Source organism: Acinetobacter sp. YH12235, from assembly GCF_013417705.1.
Classification (GTDB): domain Bacteria; phylum Pseudomonadota; class Gammaproteobacteria; order Pseudomonadales; family Moraxellaceae; genus Acinetobacter.
This window is the reverse complement of the sequence record NZ_VPDL01000040.1, coordinates 1-17,485: the sequence shown is the minus strand read 5'-3', so window position 1 is coordinate 17,485 and position 17,485 is coordinate 1. Positions and strand designations below refer to the sequence as shown.

14 protein-coding genes are annotated in these 17,485 nt (G+C 40.7%); 13 read left to right on the top strand and 1 reads right to left on the bottom strand.

What is annotated here, in order from left to right; genetic code table 11:
* The first annotated feature begins 349 nt into the window (after nt 1-349).
* From FTV13_RS14750 to hisC, 7 genes are all read left to right on the top strand, one after another.
* A complete protein-coding gene (locus tag FTV13_RS14750; protein ID WP_180012448.1) occupies nt 350-1,795 on the top strand; it encodes an RNA polymerase factor sigma-54 in 1,446 nt (481 codons plus the stop codon).
* A 185-nt stretch (nt 1,796-1,980) separates the two neighbouring features.
* The gene (gene hpf, locus FTV13_RS14745; protein WP_004783414.1) at nt 1,981-2,313 is read left to right on the top strand and encodes a ribosome hibernation-promoting factor, HPF/YfiA family; all 333 of its coding nucleotides are present in this window, start codon (nt 1,981-1,983) and stop codon (nt 2,311-2,313) included.
* A 135-nt stretch (nt 2,314-2,448) separates the two neighbouring features.
* Nucleotides 2,449-2,700, top strand: a complete 252-nt coding sequence (gene ibaG, locus FTV13_RS14740; protein WP_004783413.1) for a BolA family iron metabolism protein IbaG — start codon at nt 2,449-2,451, stop codon at nt 2,698-2,700.
* A gap of 7 nt (nt 2,701-2,707) precedes the next feature.
* On the top strand, nt 2,708-3,964 hold the full coding sequence (gene murA / locus FTV13_RS14735) for a UDP-N-acetylglucosamine 1-carboxyvinyltransferase (RefSeq protein WP_159124271.1): 1,257 nt from the start codon (nt 2,708-2,710) through the stop codon (nt 3,962-3,964).
* Nucleotides 3,964-4,665: an ATP phosphoribosyltransferase gene (hisG, locus tag FTV13_RS14730; RefSeq protein WP_005234128.1), complete on the top strand. Its 702-nt coding sequence runs from the start codon at nt 3,964-3,966 to the stop codon at nt 4,663-4,665. Before murA ends, hisG begins: the two co-directional genes overlap by 1 nt.
* 187 nt (nt 4,666-4,852) lie before the next feature.
* Nucleotides 4,853-6,154: a histidinol dehydrogenase gene (gene hisD, locus FTV13_RS14725; protein WP_180012446.1), complete on the top strand. Its 1,302-nt coding sequence runs from the start codon at nt 4,853-4,855 to the stop codon at nt 6,152-6,154.
* Between the two features lie 118 nt (nt 6,155-6,272).
* The gene (hisC, locus tag FTV13_RS14720) at nt 6,273-7,364 is read left to right on the top strand and encodes a histidinol-phosphate transaminase (protein ID WP_180012444.1); all 1,092 of its coding nucleotides are present in this window, start codon (nt 6,273-6,275) and stop codon (nt 7,362-7,364) included.
* Nucleotides 7,365-7,463: 99 nt separating this feature from the next.
* Here the strand turns inward: hisC and FTV13_RS14715 are convergent, their stop codons facing one another.
* On the bottom strand, nt 7,464-8,795 hold the full coding sequence (locus tag FTV13_RS14715; protein ID WP_180012442.1) for an anthranilate synthase component I family protein: 1,332 nt from the start codon (nt 8,793-8,795) through the stop codon (nt 7,464-7,466).
* A gap of 261 nt (nt 8,796-9,056) precedes the next feature.
* Between FTV13_RS14715 and FTV13_RS14710 the strand changes: the two genes are divergently transcribed.
* The 6 genes from FTV13_RS14710 to FTV13_RS14685 all read left to right on the top strand — a co-directional run bounded on the left by FTV13_RS14710 (nt 9,057) and on the right by FTV13_RS14685 (nt 17,337).
* Complete coding sequence (locus FTV13_RS14710) at nt 9,057-10,187, top strand: DUF6160 family protein (protein WP_180012441.1); 1,131 nt, start codon at nt 9,057-9,059, stop codon at nt 10,185-10,187.
* 190 nt (nt 10,188-10,377) lie between these two features.
* Complete coding sequence (locus FTV13_RS14705) at nt 10,378-11,211, top strand: C39 family peptidase (RefSeq protein ID WP_180003094.1); 834 nt, start codon at nt 10,378-10,380, stop codon at nt 11,209-11,211.
* A gap of 38 nt (nt 11,212-11,249) precedes the next feature.
* A complete protein-coding gene (locus tag FTV13_RS14700; RefSeq protein ID WP_180012439.1) occupies nt 11,250-12,503 on the top strand; it encodes a hypothetical protein in 1,254 nt (417 codons plus the stop codon).
* Nucleotides 12,504-12,515: 12 nt separating this feature from the next.
* On the top strand, nt 12,516-14,180 hold the full coding sequence (locus FTV13_RS14695) for an OmpP1/FadL family transporter (RefSeq protein ID WP_005234148.1): 1,665 nt from the start codon (nt 12,516-12,518) through the stop codon (nt 14,178-14,180).
* A gap of 7 nt (nt 14,181-14,187) precedes the next feature.
* Complete coding sequence (gene filE, locus FTV13_RS14690; RefSeq protein WP_180012437.1) at nt 14,188-15,381, top strand: putative pilus assembly protein FilE; 1,194 nt, start codon at nt 14,188-14,190, stop codon at nt 15,379-15,381.
* 21 nt (nt 15,382-15,402) lie between these two features.
* Entirely contained in the window at nt 15,403-17,337 is a 1,935-nt protein-coding gene (locus FTV13_RS14685) for a hypothetical protein (protein ID WP_180012435.1), read from the top strand.
* Nucleotides 17,338-17,485 lie beyond the last annotated feature (148 nt).

The window sequence follows — 17,485 nt, the reverse complement described above, 5'->3', positions numbered from 1 at the left end:
TCCCTTCCCGAACTCAGAAGTGAAACCTCTTAGCGCTGATGGTAGTGTGGGGTCTCCCATGTGAGAGTAAGTCATCGCCAGCTCATTATTCCAAAAGCCCTCTGCTCACGCAGGGGGCTTTTTTTATGCGTGGGATTTAAAAAATTAAGTCAAATTATATTAATTTATAAATAGATTAATTACTGTTTAATAAAAATAAGTGATTAATAATGCTTAGAAAATTATATAAAAATGACGTTAAAGTTTATGAAATTATTATAGTTTTGTGTGTTTTTTTATCAAACTATGTTATAAAAGTTAAAACGGCATGAAAATTGCTTATAAAACGAGATTTTTATTAGGGGGTCATATGAAACTATCAGTGGGATTACGAATTGCCAACTCGCTGTCATTAACTCCACAGTTACAACAAGCAATCCGCTTATTACAATTATCCAGTCTGGAACTAGAGCAAGAAATCCAGCTACAACTTGATAGTAATCCTTTGTTAGAAAAAGTTGAAGAGCAAATCAGTGTTGAAAGTCTTTCTACTGTTGATACGAGTCAAAAGGATTTAACCAATGAGCTCAATGCAGACCATCTTCCGGACGATCTACCTGTAGATACCGACTGGGATGATGTCTATACTCATCAACCGACAAGTCTGGGTGCAGCAGAGTTCGAAGAGCGCGAAGACAATCGTCAAAGCCAGCAAAGCCTACAAGAATATATGCTCGAGCAGGTTAATCTGCTGCACTTTTCTCGCATTGATCAGCTGATTGCATACTGCATTATTGATTCTCTAGATGAAAAGGGTTTTCTGGATGCAGAAATTTCCGAAATTACTGCATCAGTACAACATCTTTTATCTTCCATGGATTATGAGGAAGAAATCGAAGAGGATGAAGTACTCGTTGTTCTCAAGCATATTCAGCGTCTTGATCCGATTGGGGTGGGTTCCAGAAACCTAGCTGAGTGTTTATTGATTCAGTTGGATAGCCTACCAGTTAATACCCCTTGTCGTAATGATGCGGTTAAATTGCTGCAACATTATGAGCTGCTGATTACCAATGAATTACCAAAACTCATTAAGCAAACTGGTTTAAATCAGGAACAATTACGCTGTGCGGTTGATTTACTAAAAACTCTTAAACCATATCCGGGACTGGAGTTTGAAAGTAAGGAATCTGATTATCAGATCCCCGATGTCGTGGTAATGAAAAAGAATGACTGCTGGCAGGTGACGTTAAACCCTGATGTGATGCCTAAGTTGAGACTAAATTCTTTTTATACCAATATGATTCGTCGTGCTGATCAGAGCGAAGATAATCAATATTTGCGTAATCAGATGCTGGAAGCGAAAAACTTTATTAAAAGCATCGATGAACGTCATAAAACTTTATTGAAAGTAGCCACCTGTATTGTTGAACATCAGAAAAGTTTTTTAGAAATTGGCCCTGAAGGTATGAAGCCTCTGGTTTTACGTGATATTGCTGAAGAAGTGGAACTACATGAATCAACTGTATCTCGTGTAACGACTAACAAATATATGCTGACCCCACGTGGATTATTCGAACTGAAATACTTCTTCTCGAGTCATGTGGGAACGACTTCGGGTGGTGAGGCTTCATCTACTGCGATCCGTGCCAAAATTAAGAAAATGATTGCTGAAGAAAATGCACGTAAGCCTTTATCGGACAATGCAATTGCCAATCTTTTGAAAGAAGAGGGGATTGATGTGGCACGACGCACGGTCGCGAAATATCGTGAATCGTTACATATTCCTTCCTCTTCTGAGCGAAAAGTCTTGATCTAGTTTTTGAAATTTGATTATTCTAGAGATTCATTATGACATCGTAATGAATCTTTTTTTCTTTTGAGGAATGGTAAAAATGATCTGAATAAATGCTTTAAATCACGATTTTGCTTGAGCAAGTTATTGTATTCTTTTCATTTTTAACTGTGACTCTTCTGATCCTAACGAAGGTGAGGGATAGAACTATGCAAATAACAATTCGTGGACATCATTTATCAATTACGCCAGCGATTGAAGAAACTATAAAAACGAAATTTTCACAGATGACCAAACATCTGGATCAGGTGAACAGCATGCAGGTTAAGCTTTCCAAAGATCATCAGATTGATAAGCGCTCAAAAAGAGGCAGTAGTAACCATATCGCAGAAGCGATTGTCCGTTTACCGGGTATTGAGTTTTTTGCCCATGCTAATGCTGATGACATGTATACCTCAATTAAAATTTTGACGGAAAAATTAAAAAAACAGATTGACCGATATCGCGAAATGCAGCTGAATCATCAGAGTTTAGCCATTTAAGCGACCAAATGGGGAAAAAGAGGTTTTTAAAAGCCTCTTTTTTTATATATATAATGTATGTGACTAATGAATTATTTTTTACATTTATAGTAAAATGACTCGTTTTACACCCTTAGTCCTATAAGAGGTCTTGTGATGAATAATGAACAGCTCGCTGAAATTTTAAAAGCCGCTTTTCCTGAGGCGGATGTTGCTGTGAGTGGTCAGGGCGGAAAATTCGATCTCCGTATTGTGGATGATCAGTTTGAAGGTAAACGTCCGGTTGCACGTCAACAAGCTGTTTATGCTCCTCTCAATTCCCATATTGCCAGTGGTGCAGTGCATGCTGTGACCATTCGTGCATTGACCAAAGAAGAATGGCGTAAAGCAAGCTTATTTGGAGCTTAATCAATTAATGGATAAATTCTTAATTCAGGGCGGTATTAAGCTCGACGGTGAAGTGCGTATTTCTGGTGCAAAAAATGCAGCGCTTCCATTATTAGCAGCAATGATTCTTGCTGATACGCCAATCACACTTAAAAATGTTCCAAATCTAAAAGATGTAAATACCTTGGTGAAGCTGATCGCAGGTCTTGGGATCACAATTAGCTATGAAGGCGATACAGTTATTGCAGATACCTCTACTTTGGATAACCAGTTTGCACCTTATGAACTCGTAAAAACCATGCGTGCTTCTATTTTGGTGCTTGGTCCTCTATTGGCGCGCTACGGTAGTGCAAAAGTATCCCTGCCAGGTGGATGTGCGATTGGTTCTCGTCCAGTCGATCAGCATTTGAAAGCACTAGAAGCTTTAGGTGCCGAGATTGAGGTTGAGGCCGGCTATGTCCATGCTAAAGTCGATGGTCGTCTGAAAGGCGGTGAAGTTGTCTTTGATATGGTGACTGTGGGTGGTACTGAAAATATTCTGATGGCTGCAGTATTGGCGGATGGTGTGACCACGATTCGTAATGCGGCGCGCGAACCTGAAATTACCGATCTTGCTCAAATGCTGATTAAGATGGGTGCGAAAATTGAAGGTCTGGATACCGATACCCTAGTGGTTACCGGTGTAGAAAGCCTGCATGGCTGTGAATATGCAGTAGTGGCCGACCGTATTGAAACCGGTTCTTACTTGGCTGCTGCAGCCATTACTGGTGGACGTGTTAAAACCACGCATACAGATCCGGCTTTAATGGAAGCTGTACTAGATAAGTTTGAGGAAATGGGCGCAGAAGTCACTCGTGGTGATGACTGGATTGAACTGGATATGATGGGCAAACGTCCGAAAGCGGTGAGCTTCCGTACCTTGCCACATCCAGATTTCCCAACAGATATGCAAGCCCAGTTAATGGCAGTCAATGCCATTGGCCGTGGATTTGCCACAATTTCTGAAACGATTTTTGAAAACCGTTTTATGCATGTTCCTGAATTGGCCCGTATGGGAGCCAATATTCAGGTCGAAGGTAATGATGCTGTCGTAACGGGTGTAGAAAAACTTTCTGCAGCACCTGTGATGGCAACAGATTTACGTGCTTCATTCTCTTTAGTTCTTGCAGCACTTGCAGCCGAAGGAGAAACATTGATTGACCGTATTTATCATATTGACCGCGGTTATGAAGATGTCGAAGCAAAGTTACAAGGTTTAGGTGCCCAAATTAAGCGAGTAAGTTAATGAGTGATATGAGAAACGATGATCCAAACTTTGACGTAATGGGCAATTTTGATCATGGTTTAACGTTAGCATTAAGCAAGGGCCGTATCTTAAAAGAAACTTTACCTCTGCTTGAAACAGCAGGGATTAACCTGCTGGAAGATCCGGATAAATCACGTAAGCTGATTTTTCCAACCACGCATAAACAGGTGCGTATCCTGATTTTACGTGCCTCTGATGTGCCGACTTATGTTGAGAATGGTGCGGCAGATATCGGTGTAGCAGGTAAAGATGTGTTGATGGAACATGGCGCGCAAAATGTCTATGAACCATTAGATCTTAAAATTGCCAACTGCAAATTGATGACAGCAGGTAAAGTCGGCATGGAGCGTCCGAAAGGCCGTTTAAAAATTGCGACTAAATACGTGAATCTGACCCGTCAATACTACGCGAGCCTCGGTGAACAGGTTGATGTGATCAAGCTTTATGGTTCAATGGAACTTGCACCATTGGTGGGTTTAGGTGATTACATTGTTGACGTGGTCGATACAGGCAATACACTGCGTGCCAATGGTCTTGAGCCACTTGAAGAAATCTGCAAAGTCTCTTCACGTCTGATTGTGAACAAAGCCAGCTTTAAACGTAAGCAAGCATTGCTGAATCCAATTCTTGCCCAGCTTGAGCAAGCAGTGGAAGCACGCGAACAGGCGAAAAAAGCTTAAATTTAAGCTTGATCAAAGACCGCCCACTTTGGGCGGTTTTTTATTGCTGATTATAAATATAAGAAGCTCAATGCTTTCATCAATTTTATCAAAAGCTATTTCCAATAAAACTCATAGCACAAGTCTGTTCTAGCTACCGACAAAGTCTTTGAAAACAGGTAAACTAAAGCCTTCGAATTCAAACCTTATGGGTAAATTGATGCGACGTTTATCTACACAAGATCAAAACTTCAAGCAAGCGTTTGCTGACTTGTTGGCTTTTGAAACCGTGAATGATCCTGAACTTTTAAAAACTGTAGACCAAATTATTGCTGACGTACGTCAGCATGGTGATGCTCATGTTCTTAAATTGACTCAGCAGTTCGATCGACATCCAGCGCATCAATTTTCAGATTTGGAACTGACTCAAGAGCAACTTAAAGCAGCTTTCGAAGGCTTAACGACTGAAGTGCGTGAAGCCTTAGAATTGGCTGCAAACCGTATTCGCGAATTCCATCAGGCACAAAAACAGGATGGTTGGACGTATGTCGATGCTCTAGGTAATACCTTGGGTCAGAAAGTGACGCCATTGGATCGCGTAGGGATCTATGTACCAGGTGGCTTGGCTTCATATCCATCTTCGGTGTTAATGAATGCTGTTCCTGCACATGTGGCAGGTGTAGGTGAAATTGTTATGGTGGTGCCTGCTCCAAATGGTGAACTGAATCCATTGGTCTTGGCTGCTGCCTATCTGGCTGGCGTACACCGTGTATTTACCATTGGTGGCGCACAAGCGGTTGCTGCATTGGCCTATGGTACAGAAACCATTCCACGTGTCGATAAAATCACTGGTCCAGGTAACCGTTTTGTGGCTGCGGCAAAACGTGCAGTATTTGGTCAGGTCGGTATCGACATGATTGCTGGTCCTTCAGAAATTCTGGTTTATGCAGAAGGGCAGAACAATGCCAAATGGTTAGCAATGGATTTGTTATCTCAAGCTGAACATGACACGGTGGCTCAAGCTGTATTTATTACGCCTGATGAACAGCTATTAAGTGAAGTAGAACAAGCAATTGAAGAGCATTTGCTAGCTCTACCAAAAGCAGAAATTGCCCGCACTTCAATTGCCAATCGTGGTGCATTAGTGCTTGTGAAAGATCGTGCTGAAGGTATTGAGCTGATTAACCAAGTAGCACCTGAACATTTAATGCTGTGTCTGGATGAAGCTCAAGAAATGGCTGAAGAGATTCGCCATGCCGGTGCGATCTTCATGGGACGTTATACGCCTGAAGCGATTGGTGACTATTGTGCAGGTCCAAACCATGTATTACCGACATCGGGTACAGCACGTTTCTCATCACCACTGGGTGTGTATGATTTCCAGAAACGTTCAAGCCTGATTATGTGTTCTGAAGATGGTGTGAAAACCCTTGCGAAAACTGCAGATGTTCTGGCACAGCAGGAAAATCTGGATGCGCATGCCCGTTCAGCACGCTACCGTTATCAGTAATTAAATACTTATATTAAATAAAAGATATTTCTTTCCCTTCGGGAGAGGTTAGGTAAGGGGAATTATTTGACCTCTCCCTAACCCTCTCCTAAAAGGAGAGGGAATTTGAGAATAGAAAATGTCGAATATCACCATAGAGCAAATGCGTTTTTGGAGCCCTGAAGTCCGTGAGCTAGAGCCTTACGTTCCAGGCGAACAGCCCAAAATTCAAAACCTTTTAAAATTAAATACCAATGAAAATCCATATCCACCATCACCGAAAGTCGTGGAAGCGGTGCAAAAAGTTTTAGCCAATGGCGCAGATGTTTTACGTCTTTATCCAGATCCAGATGCATCTGAATTAAAATATGCCATAGCTAAACAGCAAAATGTTACTGTTGAAAATGTCTTTGTAGGCAATGGTTCTGATGAAGTCTTGGCACATATTTTTAAAGCCTTCTTTATTCAGGAACAGCCACTGCTTTATCCAGATATTACCTATAGCTTCTATCCGGTTTATAGCCAGTTCTTTGGTGTCAAAACCAAAATCTTGCCACTCAATGAAAATTTTGAAATTGTGGTAGATGATTATAAACAGCCAAATGGCGGCATTATTATCACCAATCCGAATGCGCCAACCAGTATTGCGCTTAGTTTGTCTGCTATTGAAGAAATTCTGCAGGCGAATCCAGATTCAGTAGTCGTCATTGATGAAGCCTATGTAGATTTTGGCGCTGAATCAGCAGTAAGTTTGATTGAGAAATATGAGAATCTAGTCGTATGCCAAACGACTTCAAAATCCCGCTCTTTAGCTGGCCTACGTGTTGGTTTCGCGATTGCGCAACCTCATCTGATTGCGGCGCTTGAAGCGGTAAAAAACAGCTTTAACTCTTATCCAATGGATCGTTTTGCGATTGCGGCTGCAGTGGCTTCATTCGAAGATCAGGAATACTTTGAAGCACAAAATGCTAAAGTGATTGCCAGTCGTGAAAAACTGGTTAATCAGTTGAATGAGCTCGGTTTCAAAGTCTTGCAATCAAGTGCGAACTTTATTTTTGCTTCACTACCATCAAAAGATGCAGGTGAGTTAGCAGCTGAATTACGGGAACGCGGCATTATCGTACGTTACTTTAATAAACCTCGTATCAATCAATTTTTACGTATTACCATTGGTACAGATGAGCAAAATCAGCGTTTAGTGGATACATTGAAAACCGATATTTTGGCGTAATCCCCAACCTCCTATTTAATAAAGAACAACTCTATTCCTCCCTTTTTAAAGGGAGGTTAGGAGGGATTAAAAATGCGACTCGGTTGAGCCGCTTTTTATTTATTCGGGTTTATACCAGGTATTGAGTAAATCCAGCATGGCCTCGACTTTATCAAAACACTCCTGATATTCTGCATCACAGTCAGAAGAAATCGTAATTCCGCCACCAGCCCAAAGTGAAACCTCATCTTGATATTTCTGAATCGAGCGAATCAGAATATTCCAGCTTCCTGTTCCATCAAAATTAAAATAACCTAATGAACCACAATACGCTCCACGTGGAGCACCTTCTAACTCTTCAATAATTTGCATGGCGCGAATCTTTGGTGCACCGGTAATTGATCCACCTGGAAGTGCATACAGCAATACCTCAAAAGGATGTACACCTTCTTTTAAGGTCGCTTCGACTTCGCTGACCATATGATGTACTTGGTTAAATGACTCAATATTGAATAACTTAGGTGTCTTGACTGAACCTGTTTCTGCATAAACACTGAGGTCATTGCGTAGTAAATCTACAATCATGACATTTTCAGCCTGATCCTTCTTTGAGTCTTTTAAGCGTTGTTTGGATTGTTCATCAAGCACCGGATCGGCAAAACGTGGCATGGTACCTTTAATCGGTTTGGTGACAATTTTTCGATGTGCTTCAAAATCAATAAACAGTTCAGGTGAACAGCTCAATAATTCAAAATCACCAATACGAAGATAGCCCGCATATGGCGCATTGGTTAATGTCCAGAAAGCATGTGCAGTTTCTAATAATGAACCTTCAGCCAGTGCTGTAAATTCCTGGGTCAAGTTAATCTGGTAACAATCACCGGCTAGAATATAATCCTGAATATCCTGGAATGTCTGTGCATAGCGAGATTTGTCCCAACGTGGGCTGCAAAGGGTTTTTAATTGAAACTTAGGCGCTATGGAGGCTTGATTTAATAGATTTTGAAGATGATTGAAAATATCTGCTGCTTGCGGATCATGACTATAAAATACCCATTGATCAGCTTCGAACTTGATATAAGAATCAAATTGACCGATAAATAAGCCAGGTTGAGCTCGCTCCGGGTATTGGATGTGCTGTTGAGCAGCGTAATCATAGCCAATAAACCCAACATAACCCCCAGAAAATTCATTCGCTTGAATATCTGGAGTTTGCTCAAGCTCTAAGATGAGTTTAGCTATATTAGCCTGATATTGTTCGATATCCACTCTCTTAAATGACTGAGGTTGCCCATCTTGCACCATAAAATATTTCTGTGCACAGCAGGCAATAAAAGGCTGCCCATTATTATTTAAATATACCAGGTGATCTAAGGGGCTTAATGCATGCAATAGATCTTTAAGCTGAAGAGATGCAAAACTTAAAGGACAATGGTAAGGAGCTTCGTTCATTCAGTAGCGCATATTCCGATATGACCCGGTATTTTATATCAAGAATAGGAAAAAATATTTCTAAATCATCAAATACCGTTTGTCGGTAAGCTCAATATTGCGACCAACAACAGTTGATCAAAATATGACTCGACGTTAATTTAAGTGGGCGAGCAAAATTACTCAAGGAAAGATGCTTTGCGTTGTCAGAAAATAAAAAACACAACGTCAGCACTGAGTGATTCACAACCAAAAAAAATAGTACTCTTGGGAGAGTAAACAATGAAAAAATTCACAAAATTGGCTTTAGCTGCTTCAGTTGCTTTTAGTGCAAACGCAATGGCGATGCAAGCAATGGATGATGCATCTCTAAGTGAAACAACTGGTCAAGACGGTCTTAGTATTGGTATTGGTATCTCTAAAATTGAAATTGAAAAGTTATTTATTCATGACAATGATGGTTTGGGTATAAGTGCATCAATTAACATGAATGGCTTAGTATTAGATGCAAATAATGCTATTGCTTATACAAGGGGTACATTACCAACGAATCAAGGTGGTGCTGTAGTTAATATCCCAACACAAACAGCTACATATGATTCTGTTCGTAAAGCTGTTAATTTAGGTGGTACAGGTGGAGCTGCTGCGATTACTATCTATGGTAATGGTATCGCTGGTGATGCAAACGAAAGTCATGGTATTGTGATTGGTGCAAACTATGATAATAATGGCGCTTATCTTTTAACATCACGTAACCTTGCAGATTTAACTATTGACTCTGATGCGGGGGCTGGCAATCCATTCATCAATATTGGTGCCCAAGTTTCAGGTTTAGATATTAAAATTGGTAAAATTGGTATTCAAGCCAGTGGAACTGATGATCCTACCGCACTGCGTCGTGGTGGTACAGGTGTAGTTAATGATATTTTAACTGGATTGTCTGTTAAAACTGGCCCAATGTCTGCCAATATCCAATTGGGTGCAGCACCACAAGGCGCAATGGTTAAATTGAATGCAAACATGATCGGTGGCTTAACCATCCAAAATCTTGGTATTTTGGATAACTCGACTAAGCAAGGTGACGGTGACGGTTCAGATGCTGCAAACCGTGCAGCAGGTGTGATCCATCTTGATACAATTAAAGTCACAGATGCAAACTCTGCTAATTTAACGCTGAACCAAGACATCAGTGTATTTGGGGCAACAGGCGCTGGCGATAACGAGAAAGGTTATGTACAAATCCTGAGCACAAGTGGTGCGCATGATATGAAAGTACAAGGTATTCGCTTAGGTAGTGCAGATGCAAAATCCATTGGTGATATAGAAGTTCAAGGCATGCAAACTTACTATACTCCAGCTGGACAGCAAGGTGTTTACCATCCAGGTGCAGTGATTACTATTCGCGGTCACTAAATTTCATTGTAAAAAAGCGCGTGTTTACACGCGCTTTTTTTTATGACTACCACATCTATCTAAAAAAATAAAAAAAGACTGTATTTTTTTGAAAAAGAAGGTATCTTTCTAGTTACAGGGAAGTAGAGTGAAGACTCTATAAAAAGAAAAATTAGGCACATCATGCCAATGATAAGAAAAGTAAAAGAATATGTTAGAGATTGCATTGGGCTCGGCATTGATGTATTACGCTGCCAAAGAAGCTCTGGATATTAAAAAACAGCCACCAGGCGCTGTTCACTATACTGAAGTTCTTGATTCAAGAAATGATTCTTTCGTACGTATGCACCGCGAACATGTGGAAGTCAAACCTGCACTGTTAGACCAGTTTCAGGGAATTGTGCGTCAGGCTTATGATTATAGTTGTGGTTCGGCAGCACTTACGACTTTATTAAATGGCTATGTAGGTACCCGGCTGGATGAGCAGCAAGTCATGAATGGCCTAATGAAATTTGGTGAAACGGATAAAATCATCGAACGTCGTAGCTTTTCCCTTCTTGATATGAAACGTTTTGTTGCTGCCTTAGGTCTGGAAAGTGGTGGCTATCGTGGAGAATTTGAAGATCTGGTTAAACAGGGGCAGCCCGCCATTGTTCCTATTTCCTATGCAGGATTTAAACATTTTGTCGTGTACAAAGCTTATAAAAATGGACGGGTGTATGTTGCAGATCCTGCGCTAGGTAATATCAGTTTTGATGAACAGCGATTTAAGGAAATTTGGGAAAACAATACTTTATATTTAATTAATGTCCCTGAACAATATCGAAAAAACTTTTTGGCATTAAAAGAGTCGGATATGCGTCATGTCGAAGATGCAACCATTAACCGTTATGCTTTAGTTGATATGCAGTATCCACAGTTCTATATGGATAAAATTGCCGATAAAGCATCGACTATCCGTATGGATCGTAACCGTAATGTAGATTCAGAAAAATTTGGGGAATATCAATATAATTTTCTCAGACTTTATTACAAGAATAAATAAAATGAAAAGATGGCTATAGAAAAATTAAAAATGGTGAAATGGATATGAACAGTAAATGGATGAACAAGACATTCTTGGCGCTCAGCATTCAGATGGTCATGGGAGTAGCATGGGCTGCGGATGAGCCTGAACTGGGTGAGTATGAAACGGTTGAGGAAGAAGTAGTCGAGACTGCCGCATCCGTTGATATTCAGCCTGAACCAGCAGCAACTCAGGCTGTAGAAGAACCTGAACTTGGGGGGTATGAAACAGTTCAGGAGGAAGCTGTAGCAGAGCCTGAACTGGGAGGATATGAAACAGTTCAGGAAGAAGCTGTTGTTGAAACAGCTGCACCTGTTGAAGCTCCAGCCACTCAAGGAGTAGATGCATCTCAAGCCTTACAGAAAAAAGAAGGAGATGCTACTCAGGAAGCGAGTCTAGAAGAAGTATTTACTTCAAATGAGCGTCAATACTCACTTATTAAACAAGGTGAGATTTCATCCTATTATGATATCGATTATACCTATTATCGAGATACACAACTCGATATGGAAATGGCACAGGGCCAGTTGTATCAACTCCGTGTTCAGGAAAATGCAACACATAGCCTGACCAATACTTTCACTTTTCAGTATGGGGTGAAAGATAACCTGACCTTAACAGCTTCTTTACCTTTAGTCGCTAAAACAGATCTATTAAAAGATACCTCTACAGCAGGATTAGGGGATATTAGTCTAGGTGCACGTTGGGAGCCATTCCCTTTAAAAGCAGGTCGTTTACCACTTATTTTATTTGCTAATTTGTCGACTAAAACAGGTGATAGCCCATATGAAATTAATGCAGCAAAAGATCTGGCTGCAGGCAAGGGATATTACTCAGCCGGTGTGGGGGCGAGTACACGTAAATATATTGATCCAGTGGTGCTATTTGCCTCTGTTTCTGCAAATTATGGATTTAAGGAATCTGGCTTAGATCAGCGTCGTGGTACACGCATTATTGAAGAATTTGAACCAGGAATTAGTGGTGGTTTCGCTTTCGGTTTCGCTTATTCATTTAACTATGATGTTTCCATGACCATGTCATATCAACAAAGCTTTAATACTGGTGCCGAATTTAAGTATCACACGGGTGAAAGCTATTCAGCCGCTGATCAGACTAGCTCGACTTTTGCGATTTCTTTAGGAGTGCGTGTATCCCCAGAAACCATTGTAAATGGTACGGTCGGATTAGGGCTGACCGAAGATGCACCAGATGTTTCACTGGGACTTTCATTCCCACTTGATATTTTAGGTTTCGGTAAGAAATTCAGTTAATAGGGGTGTCGTATGAAAAACATTCGACTTAGCCCGTTATTAACAGGAATTATTCTTGCGGGCTGTTCAAGTTATACCTTTGCACAATTAGGGACCAACCTTTCTGTTGACCTGCGTGCATTGTCTATGGGGAACGCAGTTACTGCAGATCCGCCAGGAGTGAATGCAATTCACTTTAACCCGGCTGCATTGGCTAAAATTGAAGGCTTACAAACCGAACAGCAAATTATTGTTGCGAACTTTGATATTCAGCGTGAATTTACGGTTCCTGCTGGATATAACGTTTTTGGTTATTCAGATGATCCAATGGTCTGTAATGATGGACCTGAAGTGTCTTCTGATTTATGTACAGATTTTAAGGGCCCAGTGAAGGGTGATGTAGAGTATGTCAGTCTCTACGTACCAATTTTGAAAAAAATGGTGGATTTGGGTGAAGGCCTCCCGATGGCAGCACCTACCATGGGGGTCTCTTATAAACCACCAGGCTCTAAAGCAACTTATGCAACTGCCGTTTATGCACCGCTAGTTGCAGGTTTTGGTCATGAAGATGGTAATCCTGCCAATTTTATGGGACAACAGGTTGCTCTGGAGCGGATTACATATTTATCTCCATCAATTGGTTATGAAGTCAACGACCAGCTTTCGATTGGTGCTTCAATCGGGATGTCTTATCAAGCCATTGCCATGAAAACAGATTTACGTTTTCCCAATGAGCTGATTGGCATGTTGCGTATGATTGATGAAGTCGTATGTACACCATTTAAAGAAAATTCTGACATCATTACTGACATCTTGTTGCTCGGGATCTGTAATGCTGATGAAGGAATGAACCCATTTGGTAAATTTGGCCAAATGCAACTTTCATTAGAACAAAATTTAAGTCCAAGCTATAACCTGGGTGTTCTATGGGAGCCTACTGAAGATTTCAGTTTTGGTATGGTTTACCAGAGTGCGGCCAAAATGCGCTTAAAAGGTAAATATCATATCGATAATGCCAAAGCGCCACAGGAAATGATTAAAGGTCTGATGACCTCTCCAACTGGCCAGATTTTGGCTGCAATTCTTGGTTTTCCAAATTATATCCCTTCGAGTGAATCAGGTCTGGTTTCCATGGATTTCGAATACCCAGCTCACTTTCAGGCGGGGATCAAATATAAGGTAATGCCAGATCTACAAGTCAATTTTGATATTGGCTGGACAGATTATGCTGCTTGGGACCAATTCAAGTTTGAGTTCGACCGTACCCTGTCTGCCTTGAAGATTGCCAAACTGTTATCTGCCAATGTAACGGATTCTTCACTTGCATTACCGCTTAGGTTTGAGTCGCCATGGAACTTCGGGATCGGAGTAGAGTATTCAGCAACTGACCGACTGAAACTTCGTGCTGGCTATGAACCACGTACCAGTGCCATTCCAAAAGATAAACGCAATACTATGGTACCGATTAATGGTGCACAGCTATTTGGTTTAGGAGTGGGCTACCGTTTTGACGCAGATACGGATCTGGATCTATCTATTGGTTTCTTACGCAGTAAAGATAATATTCCAGCAAATACCAGTAGCCTAGCGAACCAGACCGGGGTAAATAACCTGTTACTGAATCCATATGCAGGCTTGAATGTCAAAACAGATACCAAGATCACAATTTTAGGTTTGAACTATCGCACCCGTTGGTAAGGAAGAAATGATCAGAACAGGGAACTTAGGGATAAAAATGGTACTGGCATTAAGTCTGGTACCATGGTCTTTTTATACAAATGCCAGAGAGTTTATTACGATCATTGGGCCCGATGGGCGACCATTAGTTGTGCCACGTCAAAATAATGAGCAGAAAGAAACAACAAAAAACCAAGCGGCCACTACTCCGAAAAAATTGACTACGCCCGTTACATCTACTGCACAGGATCTGAAAAAATCCGAGCCAAAGGCGGTGGAAAAAAGTGTGACAACAGGTGAGCAAAAAAATAATATGGTTGTACAACCAGTACAACCAGTACAACCAGTACAACCAGTACAACCAGTACAACCAGTACAACCAGTACAACCAGTACAACCAGTACAACCAGTACAACCAACTAAACACGTTGAGTCTAGATTACCGCATCACTTACCACCAGTGACACAGCTTCAAACCCCTGAACCTGTCATTCAGGCAGTACCTGATCCTGTTCAAAAACAGGGTTTCAGTCAGGTTGAAGGGGTGGAATATGTGGATAGTGAATATCTGGAAAATAAAGAATTTAATCTGGAAGGTAAAAAACGTTTCTATAGTATGCCTGAAGGGATAGTTGATAAAAATATTGGGTCAACACGTGTACAGACGATTGAGCGTGAAAAAGGAGTTGGACAGTCGATTATAAAATCCTTGTTTCAACAACCTATCGTAGATTCTGGTCCTATTGTACTGGCTCAAACCTACTATCGTATTTCTCAGCCTGAATCTGTAGAAAGCTTAGGTAAGCAGTGTTTTAAAGATAAAAAAGTTAAGAATGCGAAAGAGATTAGTGCAGGTAAATCCATTAATCTGTGGCCACGGGCACCGCTGAAATCAGATGAGTTTGATTATGAAATTGTGAAGCTAAAATCTGATATTAAAAATATTCAGATTCAGTCTTATGCTTCCCGTCAGAATAATCCTGCCTATTACTGGCCATTTGTTGTATTTCTGGATGAACGAGGCTGTGTTTTAGAAGGGGCGGGCGGTTTTAAAAATCAGGAAGCACAAGCCAATATTATTCAACATGAGAAGATACAGGGAATTATTCAGATTCCTGCGCAAAGCCAATATGTATTAATGACCCCACTCGCTTCAGCCATAGATGTTGAAGACAAGATGCTGACAAAGTATGGACAACTAAAACTAGTCGCCATTCGATAAGGACGATTCGAGTAGAATAAGATGAAAAATAAAATATTATATCCATTTGCTTTCACTGCTTTATTTGCCGCCCTCAGCGGATGCGGAGGTGAAAGTGCGAATGTCATACCAGAACAAAATGATGAAGCCACCACGAACGGTTCATGCTCTGCTACTGCAACGAATTGTCTGGAATGGGGGCTTGAATATCCAATTGATGGTCTTAATTTTAATTGTAGTGGTGATAAAGAAAATACCTTTATTACTTTATTTGACCAAAATGATGGGGTGGCGTCAGGTACTTGTCAAAAAGCAGATAGTATTGAATTTTATCTGAAAAGTTTTAGTGATACCAAAATCAAATTGGGTACTGTGAAGCTTTCTGAATATATGAACCTCAGTACATCGAGTCAATTACCTCGACTAAGTGTACTTGATATTGCCAAGGGAATTACTGGTCGTAATATTGCCAGAATCGAACAGACAGATCCAACCGTACAGGTGGCGATGAAACTGGTCAAAATCTGGCAGACCTTGGCACTGGAAAAAGGCCGTATCTATAATCCGACGGATATACAGCCCTTGTATATCACAGAAGATATGCGAAAGAATCTGGGCAAAATTAATAAAGATATCAGCCTGACAGATGCAAATTTGGCAGAAACCCTTAAACCTTTTATTGATATTAGCCAGATTAGTGATGATCAGGCCTTTGAAGTCGTAAAAAAACTGGCCAATATTGCCAGCGCAGCAGTATATCAACCGGAATTTTCTCTGTTCTCAACTTCAGGCATTATTAGCAGTAACTTGACTGGTTCTGATGGTCTGGCAGGTTGTAATAAATCTGTATGTGACATTAAAGATAAAACGACTAAATATTTATTTGGACATTTTATCCTGATTACAGACCGCCAAGGTTATACCTTTGGCAGTGGACTACAATGGCGTGACACTCAGCTAAAACTGGGCTCCAATAATCTGGGATCTCTGGGTGGCATTAATGCGGAATTGATCCGTAAGGTCAAACCACAGCAAATTACGGCAGTACCGCAAACCAGTTGGATTAGCCCTGCAACGAGAATGCTTTCATCAAATGCACCATATAAAATGAATGTGGCTAACAACAGCAATCCATTAGAAATTTACCAAGGTCGTTTGCTGAGCGATTATGTGATTGCCGGTAAAGAAGCATTTTATAAGATGGCCACAGGTAAGACTGAACTCAGCGATGCTGATCGTGCCAGTCTTGGCTTATGGCGTTTTAATGCCGATGATGACAACTATAGTGGCTCAATTGATCTTTATAAAATTTTCCCGATCAGCTATCTGGATCGTCAAGTCTTTAGAACAGCTGAAAATGTAGAGCCAGGTGAAGAATATATTTTCCCAATGTATGGCAACATGGAGTTTAAATTTAGCGAAAACTCAATTAGCCCTGTTACAGTGGGTGTTGTGATTGATAGTAATGGTGATGTGCGTACCAATATGCAGTCCGCGAGCAATCTTGCAACTGATAGCATTAATGGTTGCCAGGGAGATATCTTACCGGCTGGACTTAAAGACAATAACGGCGTTCAACAATATCGTCTCGGTACCTTAGGCCGTGCATTTATAGATGAAAAAACAGTATCTATGCGACTGGTCTTCGCTGATCCTGTATTTGGTTCATTAAATGGTGCCTTGGTAGGTATGAACTCCACTATTCAGGCTTCAACCAATACAGATGATAAGATTGTGATTGGTGGGGCATTACTCAATTTATCTAATGTACTGAATGGAACCAGTCGTGTGGGCTTTACCAACTCAGCTGGAGAAAGTGTAGGCTGGGCAAATACTTATGCCAGCTTCCAGAAAGTCTATAACAACAATAATACTGATGAAACGACAGAAGAGACCAATCTGGCCAAGCTAAGTGGCGGAAGTGTTTCATTCAAATTAGCGGATTGTTATAGCATCAAAACTAAAAACAAATCATGAAATAAAAAAGCCCATCCAATGATGTAATGCCAGTCAGTTAAGCAAATTTTAGTAAAATGTAGTAAAAAAGAGTGTATGTAAATACGCTCATTTTTTTATGTCTTTATCTGAACATTTAGAATCCACTCTTGAACATTCTCTCCCATCA

Bases quoted from the DNA above. Each gene is read 5' to 3' on its own strand.
- filE (WP_180012437.1), top strand. From the start codon at position 14,188: ATGATCAGAACAGGGAACTTAGGGATAAAAATGGTACTGGCATTAAGT.
- murA (WP_159124271.1), top strand. From the start codon at position 2,708: ATGGATAAATTCTTAATTCAGGGCGGTATTAAGCTCGACGGTGAAGTG.
- FTV13_RS14710 (WP_180012441.1), top strand. From the start codon at position 9,057: ATGAAAAAATTCACAAAATTGGCTTTAGCTGCTTCAGTTGCTTTTAGT.
- hpf (WP_004783414.1), top strand. From the start codon at position 1,981: ATGCAAATAACAATTCGTGGACATCATTTATCAATTACGCCAGCGATT.
- hisD (WP_180012446.1), top strand. From the start codon at position 4,853: ATGGGTAAATTGATGCGACGTTTATCTACACAAGATCAAAACTTCAAG.
- hisG (WP_005234128.1), top strand. From the start codon at position 3,964: ATGAGTGATATGAGAAACGATGATCCAAACTTTGACGTAATGGGCAAT.
- FTV13_RS14715 (WP_180012442.1), bottom strand. From the start codon at position 8,795: ATGAACGAAGCTCCTTACCATTGTCCTTTAAGTTTTGCATCTCTTCAG.
- FTV13_RS14685 (WP_180012435.1), top strand. From the start codon at position 15,403: ATGAAAAATAAAATATTATATCCATTTGCTTTCACTGCTTTATTTGCC.
- FTV13_RS14750 (WP_180012448.1), top strand. From the start codon at position 350: ATGAAACTATCAGTGGGATTACGAATTGCCAACTCGCTGTCATTAACT.
- FTV13_RS14695 (WP_005234148.1), top strand. From the start codon at position 12,516: ATGAAAAACATTCGACTTAGCCCGTTATTAACAGGAATTATTCTTGCG.
- hisC (WP_180012444.1), top strand. From the start codon at position 6,273: ATGTCGAATATCACCATAGAGCAAATGCGTTTTTGGAGCCCTGAAGTC.
- FTV13_RS14705 (WP_180003094.1), top strand. From the start codon at position 10,378: ATGTTAGAGATTGCATTGGGCTCGGCATTGATGTATTACGCTGCCAAA.
- FTV13_RS14700 (WP_180012439.1), top strand. From the start codon at position 11,250: ATGGATATGAACAGTAAATGGATGAACAAGACATTCTTGGCGCTCAGC.
- ibaG (WP_004783413.1), top strand. From the start codon at position 2,449: ATGAATAATGAACAGCTCGCTGAAATTTTAAAAGCCGCTTTTCCTGAG.